At 66.1% G+C, this 16,469-nt stretch carries 15 protein-coding genes; 3 read left to right on the top strand and 12 right to left on the bottom strand.

Annotation, left to right across the window (positions count from 1 at the left end; genetic code table 11):
* Positions 1-3: 3 nt before the first annotated feature.
* The 10 genes from ACYQ4T_RS06100 to ACYQ4T_RS06145 form a co-directional block, all read right to left on the bottom strand.
* Positions 4-777 (bottom strand): heme ABC transporter ATP-binding protein, encoded by a 774-nt coding sequence (locus tag ACYQ4T_RS06100; protein WP_459851451.1) that lies wholly within the window; start codon positions 775-777, stop codon positions 4-6.
* Positions 774-1,832: a FecCD family ABC transporter permease gene (locus ACYQ4T_RS06105; protein ID WP_459851453.1), complete on the bottom strand. Its 1,059-nt coding sequence runs from the start codon at positions 1,830-1,832 to the stop codon at positions 774-776. Before ACYQ4T_RS06105 ends, ACYQ4T_RS06100 begins: the two co-directional genes overlap by 4 nt.
* A complete protein-coding gene (locus ACYQ4T_RS06110; RefSeq protein ID WP_459851455.1) occupies positions 1,829-2,719 on the bottom strand; it encodes a heme/hemin ABC transporter substrate-binding protein in 891 nt (296 codons plus the stop codon). The genes ACYQ4T_RS06105 and ACYQ4T_RS06110 overlap by 4 nt, the downstream gene beginning before the upstream one ends.
* On the bottom strand, positions 2,716-3,768 hold the full coding sequence (locus ACYQ4T_RS06115; RefSeq protein ID WP_459851457.1) for a hemin-degrading factor: 1,053 nt from the start codon (positions 3,766-3,768) through the stop codon (positions 2,716-2,718). The genes ACYQ4T_RS06110 and ACYQ4T_RS06115 overlap by 4 nt, the downstream gene beginning before the upstream one ends.
* Positions 3,769-3,785: 17 nt before the next feature.
* Positions 3,786-4,775 carry an energy transducer TonB gene (locus ACYQ4T_RS06120; RefSeq protein WP_459851459.1) on the bottom strand — a complete coding sequence of 330 codons (990 nt, stop codon included), beginning with the start codon at positions 4,773-4,775 and terminating at the stop codon, positions 3,786-3,788.
* 2 nt (positions 4,776-4,777) lie between these two features.
* On the bottom strand, positions 4,778-6,889 hold the full coding sequence (locus ACYQ4T_RS06125) for a TonB-dependent hemoglobin/transferrin/lactoferrin family receptor (RefSeq protein WP_459851461.1): 2,112 nt from the start codon (positions 6,887-6,889) through the stop codon (positions 4,778-4,780).
* 138 nt (positions 6,890-7,027) lie between these two features.
* On the bottom strand, positions 7,028-7,222 hold the full coding sequence (gene hemP / locus ACYQ4T_RS06130) for a hemin uptake protein HemP (protein WP_459851463.1): 195 nt from the start codon (positions 7,220-7,222) through the stop codon (positions 7,028-7,030).
* 204 nt (positions 7,223-7,426) lie between these two features.
* Positions 7,427-8,710: a TRAP transporter large permease gene (locus tag ACYQ4T_RS06135; RefSeq protein ID WP_459851465.1), complete on the bottom strand. Its 1,284-nt coding sequence runs from the start codon at positions 8,708-8,710 to the stop codon at positions 7,427-7,429.
* Positions 8,707-9,267: a TRAP transporter small permease gene (locus ACYQ4T_RS06140; RefSeq protein WP_459851468.1), complete on the bottom strand. Its 561-nt coding sequence runs from the start codon at positions 9,265-9,267 to the stop codon at positions 8,707-8,709. Before ACYQ4T_RS06140 ends, ACYQ4T_RS06135 begins: the two co-directional genes overlap by 4 nt.
* A 66-nt stretch (positions 9,268-9,333) precedes the next feature.
* A complete protein-coding gene (locus tag ACYQ4T_RS06145) occupies positions 9,334-10,329 on the bottom strand; it encodes a TRAP transporter substrate-binding protein (protein WP_459851471.1) in 996 nt (331 codons plus the stop codon).
* 139 nt (positions 10,330-10,468) lie between these two features.
* On the opposite strand from ACYQ4T_RS06145, the gene ACYQ4T_RS06150 reads away from it, so the two are divergent.
* Both ACYQ4T_RS06150 and ACYQ4T_RS06155 read left to right on the top strand, forming a co-directional pair.
* On the top strand, positions 10,469-12,457 hold the full coding sequence (locus ACYQ4T_RS06150; RefSeq protein WP_459851473.1) for a sensor histidine kinase: 1,989 nt from the start codon (positions 10,469-10,471) through the stop codon (positions 12,455-12,457).
* On the top strand, positions 12,454-13,050 hold the full coding sequence (locus tag ACYQ4T_RS06155; RefSeq protein WP_459851476.1) for a response regulator transcription factor: 597 nt from the start codon (positions 12,454-12,456) through the stop codon (positions 13,048-13,050). The genes ACYQ4T_RS06150 and ACYQ4T_RS06155 overlap by 4 nt, the downstream gene beginning before the upstream one ends.
* Positions 13,051-13,098: 48 nt before the next feature.
* Here ACYQ4T_RS06155 and ald read toward each other — a convergent pair whose 3' ends face one another.
* Together ald and aptA are read right to left on the bottom strand one after the other, a co-directional pair.
* Positions 13,099-14,217: an alanine dehydrogenase gene (gene ald / locus ACYQ4T_RS06160; RefSeq protein WP_459851477.1), complete on the bottom strand. Its 1,119-nt coding sequence runs from the start codon at positions 14,215-14,217 to the stop codon at positions 13,099-13,101.
* A gap of 116 nt (positions 14,218-14,333) precedes the next feature.
* Positions 14,334-15,698, bottom strand: a complete 1,365-nt coding sequence (aptA, locus tag ACYQ4T_RS06165; RefSeq protein WP_459851480.1) for an omega-aminotransferase AptA — start codon at positions 15,696-15,698, stop codon at positions 14,334-14,336.
* A gap of 208 nt (positions 15,699-15,906) precedes the next feature.
* On the opposite strand from aptA, the gene ACYQ4T_RS06170 reads away from it, so the two are divergent.
* On the top strand, positions 15,907-16,467 hold the full coding sequence (locus ACYQ4T_RS06170) for a cupin domain-containing protein (protein ID WP_459851483.1): 561 nt from the start codon (positions 15,907-15,909) through the stop codon (positions 16,465-16,467).
* Positions 16,468-16,469: the final 2 nt, after the last annotated feature.

Below are 16,469 nucleotides of genomic sequence, written 5' to 3' on the forward strand. Positions count from 1 at the left end.
CGACTACCGAAACACAATCACCGGGGCTGCATCCGCGATGCGGATGACTTCCGCCTTCGCCCCATAGGCCGACGTCAGCACCTCGGCCTGCAGCGCCGCCTCCGGCCCGCCTTCGCTGATGATGCGTCCCTGGTGCAGCAGCACCACGCGATCGGCAAACCGCGCCGCGTCGTTCAAGTCGTGGAGCGCCAGGACCACGCCGATCCCGGCGATGGTCAGATCGCGCAACAGGCGCATCACCGCCAGTCGGTGCCCGGGGTCGAGGCTGGCCGTAGGCTCATCCAGCAGCAGCATCCGCGGCTCGCCGTCCGCACTTTGCGGGCGCCAGATCTGCGCGATGACTCGCGCGAGCTGCACGCGCTGGCGCTCGCCGCCGGAGATGCGTTGATAGGCGCGGTCGCGTAGATGCCAGGCATCGGTCAGCCGCAGCGCCGTCTCCGCTGCGGCGCGATCTTCCTGCGCGGAAGCGCGGCCGTGATGGGGTGAGCGGCCGAGCATCACCAGGTCGATGACCCGGATCGGAAACGCGACCTCCAGAGATTGCGGCAGGAAGGCGCGGCGGCAGGCGAGCTCGACCGGCACCCAGTCGCCGATCGGCCTGCCGCCGAAGTTGACGATCCCACTGTCGGCGCCGCTCCGCCCGGCGAGCACGTCGAGCAAGGTGGACTTGCCAGCTCCATTCGGTCCGATGATCGCCGTGCACGCGCTGGCCGGAATCTCCAGCGAGATATCGCTCAAGCCGCCGATCCGCCGGGAGAGGTTGCTGGCGCGGATCATGCGCCCAGGCTCCGGCTGCGCCCGAGCAGCAAGGCCAGGAAGAAGGGGGCGCCCAACAGGCTGGTGACGATGCCGATCGGCAATTCCGCCGGCGCCACGATCAGCCGGCAGAGGGTGTCGGCCAGCAGGATCAGGATTCCGCCGAGCAGCGCCGCGCCCAGCAGCAGCGCGCGATGCGCCGGGCCGATCGCCAGCCGGATCATATGCGGCGCCACGATGCCGACGAAGACGATCACGCCGCAGAAGGCGACCGCGGTGCCGACGCCCGCGGCGACCGCGACGATCAGCAGCTTCTTCGCAGTCTCGACCTTGAAGCCCAGCGTCTGCGCCTCGCGCTCGCCCAGCATCATGCCGTCGAGCACCCGCGCGAGGCCGAGGCAGGCGATGACGACGACGATCGCCACCGGTCCGACGGCGGAGAGGGGACCCCAGCCGCTGCCGCCGAGGCTGCCCAGCATCCAGAAATTGATGGTCCTCAGCTGCGCGTCATCGCCGATGAAAGTGAGGAGGCCGATCCCGGCCATGACGACGGCATTCACCGCGATCCCCGCGAGCAGCATGGTCGCGATGTCGGTCCGACCGTCGCGCAGTGCGAGACGCTGGATCACGAAGACCACGGCGATGCCGCCCAGGAAGGCGGCAACGGGCATGGCGTAGAGCCGAAGACTGTCCGGGATGAAGGTGAGTGAGGCGCCGAACACGATGAAGCTCGCGGCGGCGAGTGCCGCGCCCCCGGAGACGCCGATCAGGGTCGGGTCGGCCAGCGGATTGCGGAACAGGCCCTGCATCGCGGTGCCGCCGACCGCCAGCACCGCGCCGACGCTGAGCCCCATCAGGCTCCGCGGGATGCGCAGATCGAGGATGACGTCCTTGAGCATTCCGTCGACATGACCGCCGGCGAGCGCGGCGGCGATCTCGCCGAGCGTGATCGGGATCGGCCCGAAGACGACCGAGAGCAGGAAGGCGCCGATGACGCCGACCACCAGCAGCGGCAGGATCACCGCAGCGGGAGAGGGGCCGTCATCGCCGACGGCGGCGATCGTCGATTCCGTCACGAGGTGGTCCAGGGCCGGTCCGGCAGCGAGGGGAGGGCCGCCTCCGGATGCAAGGCCGCAGCGAGGTCGCGGATCGCGTGGGCGGTGCGCGGCCCGAAATTCAGCATGTAATTGCCGTCGAGTGCGACGATCCGCTTCTCCCGGGCGGCAGCGAGCTTCGCCAAGGCTGGCAGCATGGCGACGGCGTTGATGCCGCCGATCTCGTCCACCGTCTGCTTCATCATCAGCAAGGTGTCGGGATTGGCGGCGAGCGAGGCCTCGGGCGAGACCGGCTTGTAGCCGCTTACACCGGCGAAGCTGTTCACGCCGCCTGCCCGCAGGATCATCTCGCCGGCCGCGGTGCCGTCGCCGGCGCCGCGCAAGCCGTTCGGGCCGGCCGCGATCAGGAACAGCACCTTCGGCTTGCGGGCGAGACCTGCGACGGCGCTCTCGATCGCCTTCAAGTCGGCGGCATAGCCTTCGACCATGGCCTCGGCGTCGGCATGGTGGCCGAGCGCTTCGCCGACGAAGCGGATCTTCGGGACCACCGAGGCGACGGTGTGGTCGCCGCTGAAATGCGCGACCGGCGCCCCCATGCTCTGCAGCTGGTCGAGCACGTCCTTCGGCCCGGCATCGATGTCGGCCAGGATGAGGTCGGGCTTGGTCGAGAGGATGCCCTCGACCGAGAGCTGGCGCAGATAGCCGACCTTCGGCAACGGCGCCACCGCGCGCCAGGGATAGAGGCTGGTGGTATCGACCGCGACCACCCGCGCGCCCTCGCCCAGAGCGAAGACGATCTCGGTCATCGCCCCGCCGATGGCGACTATCCGCTGCGGCGCGGCACCCAGGGCGGGCCGCGCGACGACCAGCGCGGCGCCTGCGGCAAGGAAGTTCCGCCGTCGCATCATGATGCCAGGTCCTGCACCATACCGCGCCAGGCTTCGAGTTCTGGCTGGCCCGGCTTGCGCCAGCCGAAGAAGGTCGCCATGCGTTCGCCGCCGCCATCGAATACCTCGACCGAGGTGACGATGCCGTCGCTGGTCGGCTTCTCGACCTTCCAGACCTCGGCGATCTTGTCCTCGCGGAGATGCAGGTTGAATTCCGGATCCAGCACGTTCAGCCATTCGCCGACCATCTGGATCCGCGCGACCGGGCCGCTGTGGATCTGGATGATGCCGGGATTGCCGACGAAGACCATGATCGGCACCGCGCGTTCGGATGCGATCTCCAACAGGCGCCGCACCGCGCCGTTCTCCAGCCGCCAGCTGAAGCGGCCCTCGGCCAGGCGAAAGGCCTGGTTCGCCTGCGCCTTGTGCTTCATCAGCAAGGGCACGAAGTCATGCGTGTCCTTGAGGTTCTGCCAACCGTCGAGCAGCGACGCGATATCGATCTCCGTATCGGGTCGCGGTGCCACCTTGGTCTCCGGCGCGGCAAGGTCGAGCTGCGCCGATTGAATCGGCGCGCGCAGATCGGCGATCAGGGTCGCCCATGCCGCCGCATCGGTAGCTTCCTCGGCAAAGATCTTGTGCACGGCGGTGCCGTGGCGGTCGAAGACCTGCAGGCTCTTCAGGATACCGCGCCGGCTCTCTTCCTCGACCGCGAACAGGAATCGCCAGGACTTCAGGAAGATGCGGAGATCGATGTCCGGCCCGAGCACCAGCCCGACATGGTCGTTGAAGCTGGCTTCGGCATAGGTGCCGCGGCGCTCATGCACCACCGTCTCGTTGCGGGTCAGCGCCATGACCTTGCCGAGCTTCGGCAGGCGCGCGAACAGGCCCGGCCAGTCCGGTTGCAGGCGGATGGTCTGGGCACCGAGACCGGAGGCGATCAGTTCCGCCTCATTGACCCCCAGTGCCTCGGCGGCGTCGCGGTTGCGGATGCCAGGCCTGGCCTGGCGCAGGTCGAGCCAGAGCTGCCGAAGGTCGGCTTGGGGGAGCGGGGGTTCGTCAAGCGGCATGGATACCTCGGGTTGGATCAGATCAGTTTGAAGGGAATGGGAATCTCGACGATCGCCTTGACCGCGCGGCCGCCGACCTTCTGCGGGACGAAGGCGCAGTGGGCGATGGCCTTCTGCGCCGCCTCGTCGAGCAGGCGATGGCCGGAACTCTGCGCGACCGTGACCTCGATCGGCTTGCCGTCGGGGCCGATCAGCGCATGGACCACGACGGTGCCTTCCTGGCTGCGCTTGCGCGCGCGCTCCGGATAGGAGATTGGGCAGGCGCCGGCATAGTTCGGGTTGGTGATCCGGACCGGCGCGTCGCTGATCGCGGCGCTCTGGCTGGCGGCCGGCGCCGGCTTGGACGGCGCCGAAGGCGATGTCCGCGCCGGTGTCGAGGAAGGCGTGGGGACGGCCGCGACGTGTGCGGGAGCGGCGGCCTCGGCCTGCTTCTTTGCGACAGCCGGTGCGGCGGCTTTCTTGCTCTCCTTCTTCTTCTTCTTCGGCTTCTCCGTCTTCTTCTTCGTCTCCTTGGGTTGCTCGGATAGCGTCGGCTTCTCCGGCTCCCTAGGCTTCGGTTTTTCCTCCGCCTTCTTCAGCGCGACCGCATCCGCGGGCTCCGGTTCGGCGGCGCGTGTCGCCTTCGGGTCGAAGGGGAAGCTCTCCGGCTCCGGCAGCTCCGGCGGCGTGAACTCGACCACCGGCTCCGGCGATACGGCCGGCGGCGCCGGCTGTGGCAGCGCGATCCCGGTCGCCGGCAGCGGCTCGAACTCCGGCTCGAGATCGGGCGCGGCCACGGAAGGGGCGGGCGGCGATTCCTCCGGTGCCGGCGCGGCAGCGGGGGCGAGCGAGATGAAGGTGACCGGGGGCTGCACCCGGTCGCCTTCGAGCAGGCCAAGCCCGATCACCAGCACCACGGCGCCGTGGATCAGCAGCGACGGCAGCAGGCTGAGCAGCGCGCCGGTTTGCACCGGATCGTTGCCCAGCTTGTCGCCAAGGATGTTCAGTGCGCCGTCGCTCACCGCCATCGCTAGAACGAGGCTCCGTAGCTGATGGCGACGCGGTAGTCGCGGCCGGGAGCCTCCTCGAGCGCGCGGAAGCGCTCGTAGTCCTCGTTCAGCAGGTTGTCGATCCCGGCATCGACGCGGAAGCCCTTGAGCAGCCCTTCCTCGGGCACCCAGCTCGCGAAGACCCCGACCACGTTGAAGCTGCCGACCGCCAGTTCGTCGATGTCGTCATCAGGGAGGCGGTACTGCGCCCAGTTATGCTCTTCGGTGACTCCGAAGGCGATGTCGAGCGCCGGCACCTTGGCGCCGACGGTGATATAGAGCTTGTCGGCCGGGATCGAGGTCAGCGGCTCGTCGTCGGTCAGGTTGTCGCCGCGGATCCGCGACCAGCCGCCACTGAAGAAGGCGTATTCCGAATCATAGGCGAGCTGGATCTCGGCGCCGCGGATATGCGCCCGCGGCACGTTGACCGGCGTGGTGGTGAACTGGGTCGGCGGGATGAAATCCATCACCACCTCGCCCTCGATGAAGTTCTTGGCGCGGGTGTCGAAATAGCTGCCGTCGAGCCGGATGCCGTCGCCCTCCATCAGCACGTCGTCGAAGGCGAAGCGCAGGCCGCCTTCCCAGGTCCGGGTGCTCTCCGGCTTCAGGTCGGGGTTGGGGACGAAGACGTTGTTGAACGGCCCGCCGATCGCGAAATGGATGCCGGAGATGTAGAGCTCGCGGATCGAGGGCGCGCGATAGCCTTCGGAATAGCTGCCGAAGGCGGTGACCCATTCCAGCGGTTGCCAATCGACGCCGACCTTGGGCGAGAGCCGGTCATTCGACCGGTCCTCGAAGTCGCTGCCGTCCGGATTGGTGGCGTAGTAATCCCAGCGCAGCCCCGGTGTCACGCTGAGCTGGTCGAAGAAGGTCATCCGGTACTGCGCATAGACGCCGACCACATCCTGGGTGGCGTCGGGATTCTGGCTTTGCTGCTCGCCGTTGATCCGGCCCTGGCCCGCATCGTGGTAATACTCGGTGCCGATGGTGAAGGCGTGCTGGGCCCAGCCGGTCTTGAACTCGAAGGTGTTGAAGATGTCGGCGCCGGTCGTGGCCAGTTCCGCCTTGCTGACGCGGTCGATCTCCCTGCCGTCGTCGGTGACCTCGGTCTCGTCGCGGTAGAGCGTCGCCGAGAGGTTGATGAGGTCGCTGCGCGGGCTGTCGAAGGTGTAATGCGCGCTCGCGGTGTTCTTGCGGATCCGGTGATTGGCCGCATATTCGTTGTTGCCGTTGTTCACGTCGGTCGCGACGATGTCCTCGTCGTCGGAGAACAGGATGCCCGAGAGCTCGAGGCGGTGGCCTTCGGTCGGGTTGATGCCGAGCTTCATCAGTCCGTTATGGACGTCGACCGCGCTGTCCTTGAGTTTACGGCCGTCGGCGTCGTGGTAGTCGGCGCTGGTCCGCCAGGTGTAGTTGCCGAGGAAATCGACGAAGCCGTTCGGCCGCCAGACGAAGGTCTGGCTGACCATCGGCTCCTCGTTGTTGGAGTGATAGCCGGCCTTGGTGCGGAAGCCGTACTTGTCGTCGCCGTCCAGGAAATCGGCGGCATCCTTGGTGGTGAGGGCGATGACGCCGCCGATGGCGCCGCTGCCGTAGAGCGTCGAGCCGGTGCCCTTCAGCACCTCGACCTGCTTGATCAGCTCGGGGTCGTAGAACATCGACCCGCCATGCGCCGCGCCCACGTCCTGCCGCGCGCCGTCGAGCGTCGTCACCACGCGGTTGGTGCCCCAGCCGGTGCCGCCGAAGCCGCGGATGTTGGGCTGAGATTGCGAGCCTTTCGGTCCCCCCTCGATCATCACGCCGGGCAGGTTGTCCAGCGCGTCGCCGACGGTCAGTGGCTGCTGGCGGTCGAGATCTTCCTGGGTGATCACGTCGATCGTCGCCGGCACTTCGCTTTTCGGCGTCGGCACCTTGGTGCCGGTCACGGTGAGCGGGTCCAGCACGACCGGCTTGGGCGCCTGTTGCGCCGTTGGAGCGGTTTCATCGCCTTCGACGGCAGGGGCGGATTCGGCGCTGTCCTGCGCCTGCGCCGCTGTGTTCAGCAGCAGCAAGACCGTGGAAACCGAGAGCAGTAGAGCTGAGTGGCGTGACATCGACGCAAGTCTCCTGGAACCTTGTCAGGGAATTCTCCTGGCTGGCTCCGGGCGCACGGCATGGAGGGGCCGCGCGTCCAACGGGACTCGCTGGGACGAAACCGATCGCCGCGCGCGGGTTAGGGGCGCGACGGGCGGCTATTTGGTGAGAATGAGCTTCTGGTTGCGGGTGATGCGCAGCCGGTAGTCGGCACCGTTGAACTCGATCACGATCTCGCGGTCGCTACCGAGGATGCGCGAAATCGGCACCCGCCGCAGCGATTCCGGCTGCCGGCGCGCGTCGGCGTCGCGATCATTCTTGTTCTGCGTCGACGACCTGAGCTGATCCGTCATCGCCACGTCATCCCACCCCGTTCGAGACCCGTCGGCTGAATCCCGCGGGCATCGATTGAGAACCATTCTCAACTGATGCTCAGGTGTAGCGCCCTAGAGTGTAAGATGCAAGTAAGAATTATTATCAATTAGACCCGGCCACCACCGATCTGCCGCCTCTTCGAGAAAGAAGCCTGCCGGATCAGGATGCCAGGCTGGCCCGTATCAGCGCATGCCCAGGAGATGCGGCAGGAACAGGGAGATCTGCGGCACGAAGGTGATCAGCAGCAGGAAGCCCAGCATGGCCAGCAGCCAGGGCCAGACCGCCACGGTCAGCTCGGTGATCCCCATCTTCGTGATGCCGCTGGCCACATAGAGATTGAGGCCGACCGGCGGATGGCACATGCCGACCTCCATGTTGATGGTGATCATGATGCCGAAATGGATCGGATCGATGCCGAGCTGCACGGCGACCGGAAACAGGATCGGCGCCAGGATCAGGATGATCGAGCTCGGCTCCATCACATTGCCGGCGACCAGCAGCAGCACGTTGACCACCAGCAGGAAGGCCCAGCTGGCGAGGTTCTGGTGCAGGATCCAGCCCGCCATCGCCTGCGGGATCTGCTCCGAGGTCATCAGGAAGGAGAAGAGGACCGCGTTGGTGATGATGTAGAGCAGCATCGCGCTCATATTCGCCGAATCCAGCAGCACCTTCGGCACCCGCTTCAAGGGCATGTCCTTGTAGACGAAGACCGCGACGATGAAGGCGTAGACGGCGCTCATCGCCGCCGCCTCGGTCGGGGTGAAGATGCCGAGATAGATGCCGCCCATGACGATCAGGATCAGCAGCAGGCCCCAGATGCTGTCGCGGAAGGCCTTGAGACGCTGGGTCCAGGAGGCCGGCCGCAGGCGCGGATAGTTGTTCTTCCGCGCGATGAACCAGGTGACGAGGCCGAGCAGACTCGCGAGCATCAATCCGGGAACGACCCCGGCCATGAACAGCTTGCCGACCGAAGTCGAGGTCGAGACCGCATACATCACCATGACGATCGACGGCGGGATCAGGATGCCGAGCGCACCCGACGTGGTGACGACGCCGGCGCCGAAGCGCTTCGGAAAGCCGTGCTTCACCATGGCGGGCAGGATGATGCTGCCGATCGCGACCACGGTCGCCGGGCTGGAGCCCGAGACCGCCGCGAACAGCGCGCAGGCGAGAACTCCGGCCAGGCCCAAGCCGCCATGCCAATGCCCGACCATGGATGTGGCGAAATTGATCATGCGCCTGGCGACGCCGCCGTGGGTCAGGAAGTTGCCGGCCAGGATGAAGAACGGGATCGCCATGATCTCGAACTTCTCGATGCCGGTGAACAGCTTCAGCGCGACGCTCTCGATCGGCACGCTGGTCATGGTGACGAGGAAGGTCAGCACCGTAAGGCCGAGCGCGATCGAGATCGGCATGCCGGTCAGCATCAGCACGATCAGCAGGCCGAAGATGATGAGGGCGCTCATTGCTGGACCACTCCGATCGGCGCCACGTCATCGATGCCCTCGACATGGCTGTGGTCGTGGGCCGGAAGCTTTCCGAACTTGAGGAAATTCCAGCAGACCTGCAGGAAGCGGAAGCACATCAGATAGGAGCCGCAGGGGACCGCCAGATAGACCAGCCACATCGGCACCTCCATGTCGGCCGAGACCTGGTCGGTATGAGCGATCTCCCAGACGAAGGTGGCGCCCAACGTGCCGACGGTCCCGGTGAAGAAGGCGCCGGCGAGCAGGCTGAACACGATCAGCTTCCGGCGATAGGCATCCGGCAGCCGGTTGATCAGCACATCGACGCCGACATGGATGCCGGTCCGCACGCCATAGGCGGCGCCGAATTTCGCCATCCAGATGAACATGTAGATGCAGAGCTCCTGCGCCCAGGCGAGGTTGATGTTGCGAAGATACGGGCTCAGCCAATGCACGGTCGATCCGTAGCGGTGCAGCACCGAGACGAAGATCAGCGCCGTCGCCGCACCCATCAGGGTCGCGATCAGCCATTCCTCGAGATGGTCCAGGAATTTCATGGCAAGGCTCCAGCCGTTCGAGAGAAAGCCGGCGCGGCGGCCGACGAGTGCCGCCGCGCCTTGCTCTTACGGCTGGAAGTCGGTCGCCTTGTAGATTTGCTGGATGAGGTCCCCTCCGACACGGTCCGCCACTTCCTGGTGCACCGGAATGAGCGCCTTGCGCCAGGCCGCAAGCTCCTCCGGCGTCAGGTCATGGACCTCGGTCGTGCCGGCGGCCTTGATCGCGGCCAGGGCCTTGGCGTTCTCCTCGTCGGCGATCTGGCCCTCGAAATCCGTAGCATCCTTCATCGCGCCCTCGAGCGTGGCGCGGATGTCGGCCGGCAGGCGGTCCCAGAACTCCTTGTTCACGATCACCGCATAGCCGAGATAGCCGTGGTTGGTGACCGCGACGTATTTCTGCACCTCGTGCATCTTCTGGGTATACATGTTCGAGGGCGGGTTCTCGGTGCCGTCCACCACGCCGGTCTGCAGCGCTTGATAGACTTCCGAGAAGGCCATCACCTGCGGCAGCGCGCCCAGTGCGCGCATCTGCGCATCCAGCACCTTGGAGCTCTGGATCCGCAGCTTCAGGCCCGAGACGTCGCCCGGCAGCTTGATCGGCTTGTTGGCACTCATGATCTTGAAGCCGTTATCCCAATAGGCGAGCCCCTTGATGCCCTTGGACTCGAGCTTGGCGAAGAGCTGCTGGCCGACCTCGCCCTGGGTCACCTTATGCAGCGCCTTGCTGTCGGCGAAGAGATAGGGCAGGTCGAAGACCTCGAACTCCTTGGCGCCCAGCGGGCCGAACTTCGCCAGCGAGGGCGCGAGCATCTGCACCGCGCCGAGCTGCAAGGCTTCCAGCTCCTCTTTGTCCTTGTAGAGCTGGCTGTTGGGATAGACCTCGACTTTGACCTTGCCGCCGGTCCGCTCCTCGGCCAGCTGCTTGAACTTCTCGGCCGCTTTGCCCTTGGGCGTGTCGGGCGCCACGACGTGGCTGAACTTGATGACAATCTGGTCCTGGGCGACTGCCGGACCCGCGATCATGACAGCCAGAATCCCGGCCGCGAGAGCCTTCCACTTCATCGATATCCTCCCAAAGATCGTGTTCTTAAGCGCATCACCCGGATCGTTCTATCCAGGTATCCAGCATAGGCATGGGCGTTTTTCCGCGCCGAGGCTATTGTGGATTCCCGCAGGTGGCGGCGAGGAGGGCGGAGCGCTCATGATCCCAGGCACGATGCAACAATCGCCGGCGGATTTCGCGCGGGCTCCAAGCCCGGCTCTGCTCACCGGACGCAATCCGGTGTTCGGCCTCTCGCTGCTCGCGATCGGCGGGATCATTCTCCTGCTGGGCGTGCTGCTCTTCCTGCTGCAGCAACGGGACGCCAAGGAGCAGCGCGAGACCCTGATCACCGACGTGCTCTGGCTGGAACAGGGGCTGCAGTTCCAGCTGAGCTCCGACACCGAGAAGCTGCAGCAGCTGACCGCCGGCAACTGGACCGCCGCCCAGGCCGCCAGCCGCGCTGCGGTGGTGATGGGCACGAACCCGGAGATCCAGCGCATCCGCTGGTACGATGCAACCGGCACCCTGATGGCGAGCGAGCCGCCGATAAGCGATGCCAGGCAGCAAAGCTTGGATGCGACGCAACTCGCCTTTGTCCGCAAGCTCGGCCGCCCCGTCTTCTCCGCGCCGCGCCAGCTCTCCAGCGGGCCGGATCGTTGGGGCATCGATCTAACCCTGCCGATCTTCCGCGATAGCCAGTTCGTCGGCGCGCTCGGCGGCGTGATCTCGCTCGATGCACTGCTCGCCAATCAGGTGCCTTGGTGGCTGACCGCGCGCTACCAGGTCTCGCTGATGGACGGAGCCGGCCGGCGGATCGTCGACAAGTCCAATGTGGACCTGGATCAATCCGGGCCGAGCTATGAGGTGCCGCTGGACCCGCCGGGCCATGATCTCTCGCTCAAGATCATGGCGTATCACGACGCGACGCATCTCGCGCGCAACATCATCGCCGCGGCGATGCTGCTGCTGGCCGGCAGCGCCGTCGCCGGTCTCTGGGCCACGCTGCGGCAGGCACGCCGCCGGATCGCCTCGGAACAGGCGCTGAAGGAGGAATACCTCTTCCGCAAGGCAATGGAGGATTCGCTGAACGTGGGTCTACGCGCCCGCGACATGGACGGAAAGATCATCTACGTCAATCCCGCCTTCTGCAAAATGGTCGAGCGGCCGCCGGAGCAGCTGGTCGGCGCCACGCCCCCGATGCCCTATTGGGCGCCGGACGAGCTCGAACGCACGCTCGAGGCCAATCGTGCCACGCTGTCCGGCCAGGCCCCCGAGGCCGGGTTCGAGCTCCGGTTCCAGCGCGCCAGCGGCGAGCGCTTCGACGCGCTGATTCACGAAGCGCCGCTGATCGATGCCAGCGGCCGGCAGACCGGGTGGATGGGGTCGGTGGTCGATATCACGCAAAGGAAGCGCGCCGACGAACGCGCGCGCCAGGAGCAGGAAAAGCTGCAGCACACCGCGCGCCTCATTTCCATGGGCGAAATGGCCTCGACCCTGGCACACGAGCTGAACCAGCCGCTGGCCGCGATTGTCAACTACAGCGCCGGCTGCCAGGAGGCGATCAAGGGCGGCATGCCGCTCCCGGAAATCGCCGATGCGCTCGGCAAGCTGCATGCCCAGGCTTTGCGCGCCGGCCAGATCATCCGCCGGGTCCACGACTTCGTGCGCAAGCGCGAGCCGGTGCTGGCGCGCTGCGCGATCGACGATCTCATCCGGGGCACCGTCGAGTTCTTCGGTCCCGACGTCCGCCGCCGGCGCATGGCTCTCAAAGTCCATCTTCCGAAGACGCCCCTGATCGCCGCCGCGGACCGGATCCTGGTCGAGCAGGTGATCATCAACCTGCTGCGGAACGGCATGGAGGCGATGAGCCAGACCGAGCCGAAGCAACGCCGCCTGGACATCGCCGCGCGCGAAGTCGATCAGTCGATCGAGATCGCGGTCACCGATCGCGGCCGCGGCATCTCCCCGGAGGCCGCTGCACATCTTTTCGAGCCCTTCGTCACCACCAAGCTCGAAGGCCTGGGCATCGGCCTCAACATCTGCCGCTCTATCATCGAGTTCCATGGCGGCCGGCTTTGGCACGAGGACAATCCCGGCGGCGGCACGGTTTTCCGATTTACCCTGCCGCGCGCGGCCGACGCAGCATGACGGCGACGGTCTGCATCGTCGATGACGACGAGGCGGTGCGGGATTCGCTCGCCTTCTATCTGCGCATGCAGGGCATCGCGGCGCGGGTCTGGGACTCCGCCGAAGCATTTCTGGCCGACGCGCGGCCGGCGCCGCCGGCCTGCCTGCTGCTGGACATCCGCATGGCCGGCATGAATGGCCTCGAACTGTTCGACAGCCTGATCGCGGCCGGCTCCAGCCTTCCGGTGATTTTCCTGACCGGCCATGCCGATGTGCCGATGGCGGTCTCGGCGCTGAAGAAGGGCGCCTTCGACTTCATCGAGAAACCCTATGACCAGACCGAGATCCTGCGCCGCCTGCAGGCGGCCCTGGAATACTCGCTGCAGCGCCAGGACCTCGACGCCTCGCGGGCAACCGTTGCAGCGCGCCTGAAGACGCTCTCCGAGCGCGAGCGCCAGGTCATGGAGCTCCTGCTGCAAGGCAAGATGAACAAGGTCATCGCCGCCGATCTCGGCATCGCCGTCCGCACCGTCGAAATGCATCGCGGGAGGGTGCTGGAGAAGATGGGCGTGCGCAGCGCGGTGGAACTCGCCCAGCGCCTTGCCGCCAAATGAAAACGGCGGGGCGATCGCGCCCCGCCGTTCGATCGAATCTTCGGCCGATCAGAGGCCCAGCGCGTCCTGCGCCTTCACGTATTTCAGCTTCAGCGCGTCGGCGACGGCCTTGTAGGTCAGCTTGCCGTCATGGACGTTGAGTCCGTTCATCAGATGCGGGTCTTCGGCGCAGGCGCGGCGCGCGCCCTTGTTGGCCAGCGCAATGGCAAACGGCAGGGTCGCGTTGTTGAGCGCGAAGGTCGAGGTCCGCGCCACGCCGCCCGGCATGTTGGCGACGCAGTAATGCGTCACGTTGTCCACCACATAGACCGGATCGGCATGGGTGGTCGCATGGCTGGTCTCGAAGCAGCCGCCCTGGTCGATGGCGATATCGACCACCACCGAACCGGGGCGCATCGACTTGATCATCTTGCGGGTGACCAGCTTCGGCGCCGCGGCGCCCGGCACCAGCACGGCGCCGATGACGAGGTCGGAATCGCGCACATATTCCTCGATCGCATGCACGGTCGAATAGATGGTGTTGAGCTTGGAGCCGAACACCTCGTCCAATTCGCGCAGCCGGTCGAGCGAGCGGTCGATCACGGTGACCTGCGCTTCCATGCCCATCGCCATCCTGATGGCATGGGTGCCGGAGACGCCGCCGCCGATCACGGTCACATGCGCCGCGCGCACGCCGGGCACGCCGCCCAGAAGGATGCCGGCGCCGCCGGGCTCCTTCTCCAGGTAGTGCGCGCCGACCTGCACCGACATGCGGCCGGCGACCTCCGACATCGGGGCCAGCAGCGGCAGACCGCCGCGCGGGCTGGTCACGGTCTCATAGGCGACGGCGGTGCAGCCGGACTTCAACAGGCCCTTGGTCTGGTCGGGATCCGGCGCCAGGTGCAGGTAGGTGAACAGCAGCTGGCCGGGGCGCAGCATCTTGCACTCCTTGGCCTGCGGCTCCTTCACCTTCACGATCATGTCGGCCTTGGCGAAGACGGCTTCCGCGTTCGACGCAATCGTGGCGCCCGCCGCCTTGTAGTCCGCATCGCTGAACCCGATGCCGCCGCCGGCCTTGGTCTCGACCACGACCTTGTGGCCGTGATGGATCAGCTCGCGCACGCTGGAGGGCACGAGCCCGACGCGGTACTCGTGGTTCTTGATCTCCTTCGGAACGCCGATAAGCATGGAAAGTCTCCCAGAGCTTTAGGATTGGATCAGTACATTCGGATCGGAAAAACGCGAAACGGCCGGCCCCAGGAAGCATGCCATGGGACCGGCCGCAATCTCTAATGTCGAGACGATCAGTCGATCTTGTTCAACACGTCGCGCAGGGTCGAGACCATCTGGTCGATCTGGCTCTTCTCGACGATGAACGGCGGCGACATGGCAATCGTATCGCCGGTCACACGCGTCAGCACGCCGGCCTCGTAAGCGGCGATGAAGGCTTCCTGGCCGCGGGCACCCGGCTTGCCGGCGCGCGGCTCGAGCTCGACCGCGCCGATCAGGCCGATGTTCCTGAGATCGACCACGTGCTTGGTGCCCTTCAGCGAGTGCACCGCCTCCTGCCAATAGGGCGAAAGCTCCTTCACCCGGTCGAACAGGCCCTCGTTCTTGTAGATGTCGAGGGCGGCGAGGCCGGCCGCGCAGGCGACCGGATGCGCCGAGTAGGTGTAGCCGTGGAACAGCTCGATGGCGCCTTCCGCCGAGCTGTTCATGAAGGTGTCGTAGATCTCCTTCGACACGATCACCGCACCCATCGGGATCGAGCCGTTGGTCAGGCCCTTGGCGCAGGTGATGAGGTCGGGCTTCACGCCGAAGTATTCGGTGGCGAAGGAAGCGCCCAGGCGCCCGAAGCCGGTGATGACCTCGTCGAAGATCAGCAGGATGCCGTGCTTGGTGCAGATCTCGCGCAGCTTCTGCAGATAGCCCTGCGGCGGCACCAGCACGCCGGTCGAGCAGGCGACCGGCTCGACGATGACCGCGGCGATGTTGCTGGCGTCGTGCAGCAGCACCAGCTTCTCGAGCTCGTCGGCCAGATGGGTGCCCCAGGTCGGTTGGCCCTTGGAATAGGCCATCTCGGCGCGGTTGTAGGTATGCGGCAGGTGATCGACGCCGTTCAGCGCGTTGCCGAACCACTTGCGGTTATTGACCATGCCGCCGACCGAGATGCCGCCGAAGCCGACGCCGTGATAGCCGCGGTCGCGGCCGATCAGCTTCTGGCGCGTGCCCTGGCCCTTGGCGCGGTGGTAGGCGAGCGCGATCTTCAGCGCGGTATCGACCGACTCCGAACCGGAATTGGTGAAGAACACGTGGTCGAGGCCGGCCGGCAGCAAGGCCGCCACGCGCGAGGCGAGTTCGAAGGAGGAGGGATGGCCCATGTTGAACGGCGGGGCGTAGTCCATCTCGGCGATCTGGCGCGCGACCGCTTCCGAGATCTCCTTGCGGCCGTGGCCGCAGTTCATGCACCAGAGGCCCGCCGAGGCGTCGAGCACCTTGCGGCCTTCGATGGTGGTGTAGTGCATGCCTTCCGCCTTCACGAACAGGCGCGGCTTCGCCTTGAACGCGCGGTTCGAGGTAAAGGGCATGAAGAAGGCTTCGAGATTGTTCGGGGTCGGCTTGAACTGCGTCGCCTCGAAGGTCTTCGAAGCTGCGGATTGCGTCGCCATGTCTGGGATTTCCCGGTCCGGTTTCGGATGGGCCGGCACAATATCACGTTCAAGAAAATCAACAAGTTGAATCCCAGAATGCCCGAACTGGCCCCCTAAACCCTTGATTCCTGGCCCAATCGTTTAATATATTGAGCGCACTGAACACGCCGATGGACCGAGGAAGGCCCTCCCCGGCTTCGGGGGGAGGGTTGGGTGGGGGTGCCACATGGATAATGCCGCGGGTTTCGACCTCGGCGCGCGCCTGAAAGCGCTGCGCGAATCCCACGATCTCTCGCAGCGCGAGCTGGCCAAGCGCGCCGGTGTCTCCAACGCGATCATCTCGATGATCGAGCAGAACCGTTCCTCGCCCTCGGTCGGCTTGCTGAAGAAGCTCTTGGACGGCTTCCCGCTCTCGCTGGCCGAGTTCTTCGCCGCGGATCTCAAGCCGCGCCCGCAGATCTTCTTCACCGCGACCGAGCTGGTCGAGCTCGCCGGCGGCCCGGTCTCCTACCGGCAGGTGGGGCGCGACCTCACCGGCAAGGCGATGCAGATTCTGCACGAGCATTACAAGCCGGGCTCCGACACCGGCGAGCAGATGCTGACCCACGATGCTGAGGAGGGCGGCGTGATCATCCGCGGCAAGCTGGAAGTGACCGTCGGCGACCAGGTCCGCGTGCTCGGCCCCGGCGACGCCTACTATTTCGACAGCCGCACGCCGCACCGCTTCCGCAATGCGGGCAGCGAGGAATGCGAAGTGGTTTCGGTTAACACGCCGCCGAGTTTTTGAGA

The organism is Dongia sp. agr-C8, assembly GCF_054658695.1.

Coding starts and splice junctions, on each gene's coding strand:
- ACYQ4T_RS06150 (WP_459851473.1), top strand. CDS start 10,469: ATGATCCCAGGCACGATGCAACAATCGCCGGCGGATTTCGCGCGGGCT.
- aptA (WP_459851480.1), bottom strand. CDS start 15,698: ATGGCGACGCAATCCGCAGCTTCGAAGACCTTCGAGGCGACGCAGTTC.
- ACYQ4T_RS06110 (WP_459851455.1), bottom strand. CDS start 2,719: ATGATGCGACGGCGGAACTTCCTTGCCGCAGGCGCCGCGCTGGTCGTC.
- ACYQ4T_RS06170 (WP_459851483.1), top strand. CDS start 15,907: ATGGATAATGCCGCGGGTTTCGACCTCGGCGCGCGCCTGAAAGCGCTG.
- ald (WP_459851477.1), bottom strand. CDS start 14,217: ATGCTTATCGGCGTTCCGAAGGAGATCAAGAACCACGAGTACCGCGTC.
- ACYQ4T_RS06135 (WP_459851465.1), bottom strand. CDS start 8,710: ATGAGCGCCCTCATCATCTTCGGCCTGCTGATCGTGCTGATGCTGACC.
- hemP (WP_459851463.1), bottom strand. CDS start 7,222: ATGACGGATCAGCTCAGGTCGTCGACGCAGAACAAGAATGATCGCGAC.
- ACYQ4T_RS06125 (WP_459851461.1), bottom strand. CDS start 6,889: ATGTCACGCCACTCAGCTCTACTGCTCTCGGTTTCCACGGTCTTGCTG.
- ACYQ4T_RS06115 (WP_459851457.1), bottom strand. CDS start 3,768: ATGCCGCTTGACGAACCCCCGCTCCCCCAAGCCGACCTTCGGCAGCTC.
- ACYQ4T_RS06145 (WP_459851471.1), bottom strand. CDS start 10,329: ATGAAGTGGAAGGCTCTCGCGGCCGGGATTCTGGCTGTCATGATCGCG.
- ACYQ4T_RS06155 (WP_459851476.1), top strand. CDS start 12,454: ATGACGGCGACGGTCTGCATCGTCGATGACGACGAGGCGGTGCGGGAT.
- ACYQ4T_RS06100 (WP_459851451.1), bottom strand. CDS start 777: ATGATCCGCGCCAGCAACCTCTCCCGGCGGATCGGCGGCTTGAGCGAT.
- ACYQ4T_RS06120 (WP_459851459.1), bottom strand. CDS start 4,775: ATGGCGGTGAGCGACGGCGCACTGAACATCCTTGGCGACAAGCTGGGC.
- ACYQ4T_RS06140 (WP_459851468.1), bottom strand. CDS start 9,267: ATGAAATTCCTGGACCATCTCGAGGAATGGCTGATCGCGACCCTGATG.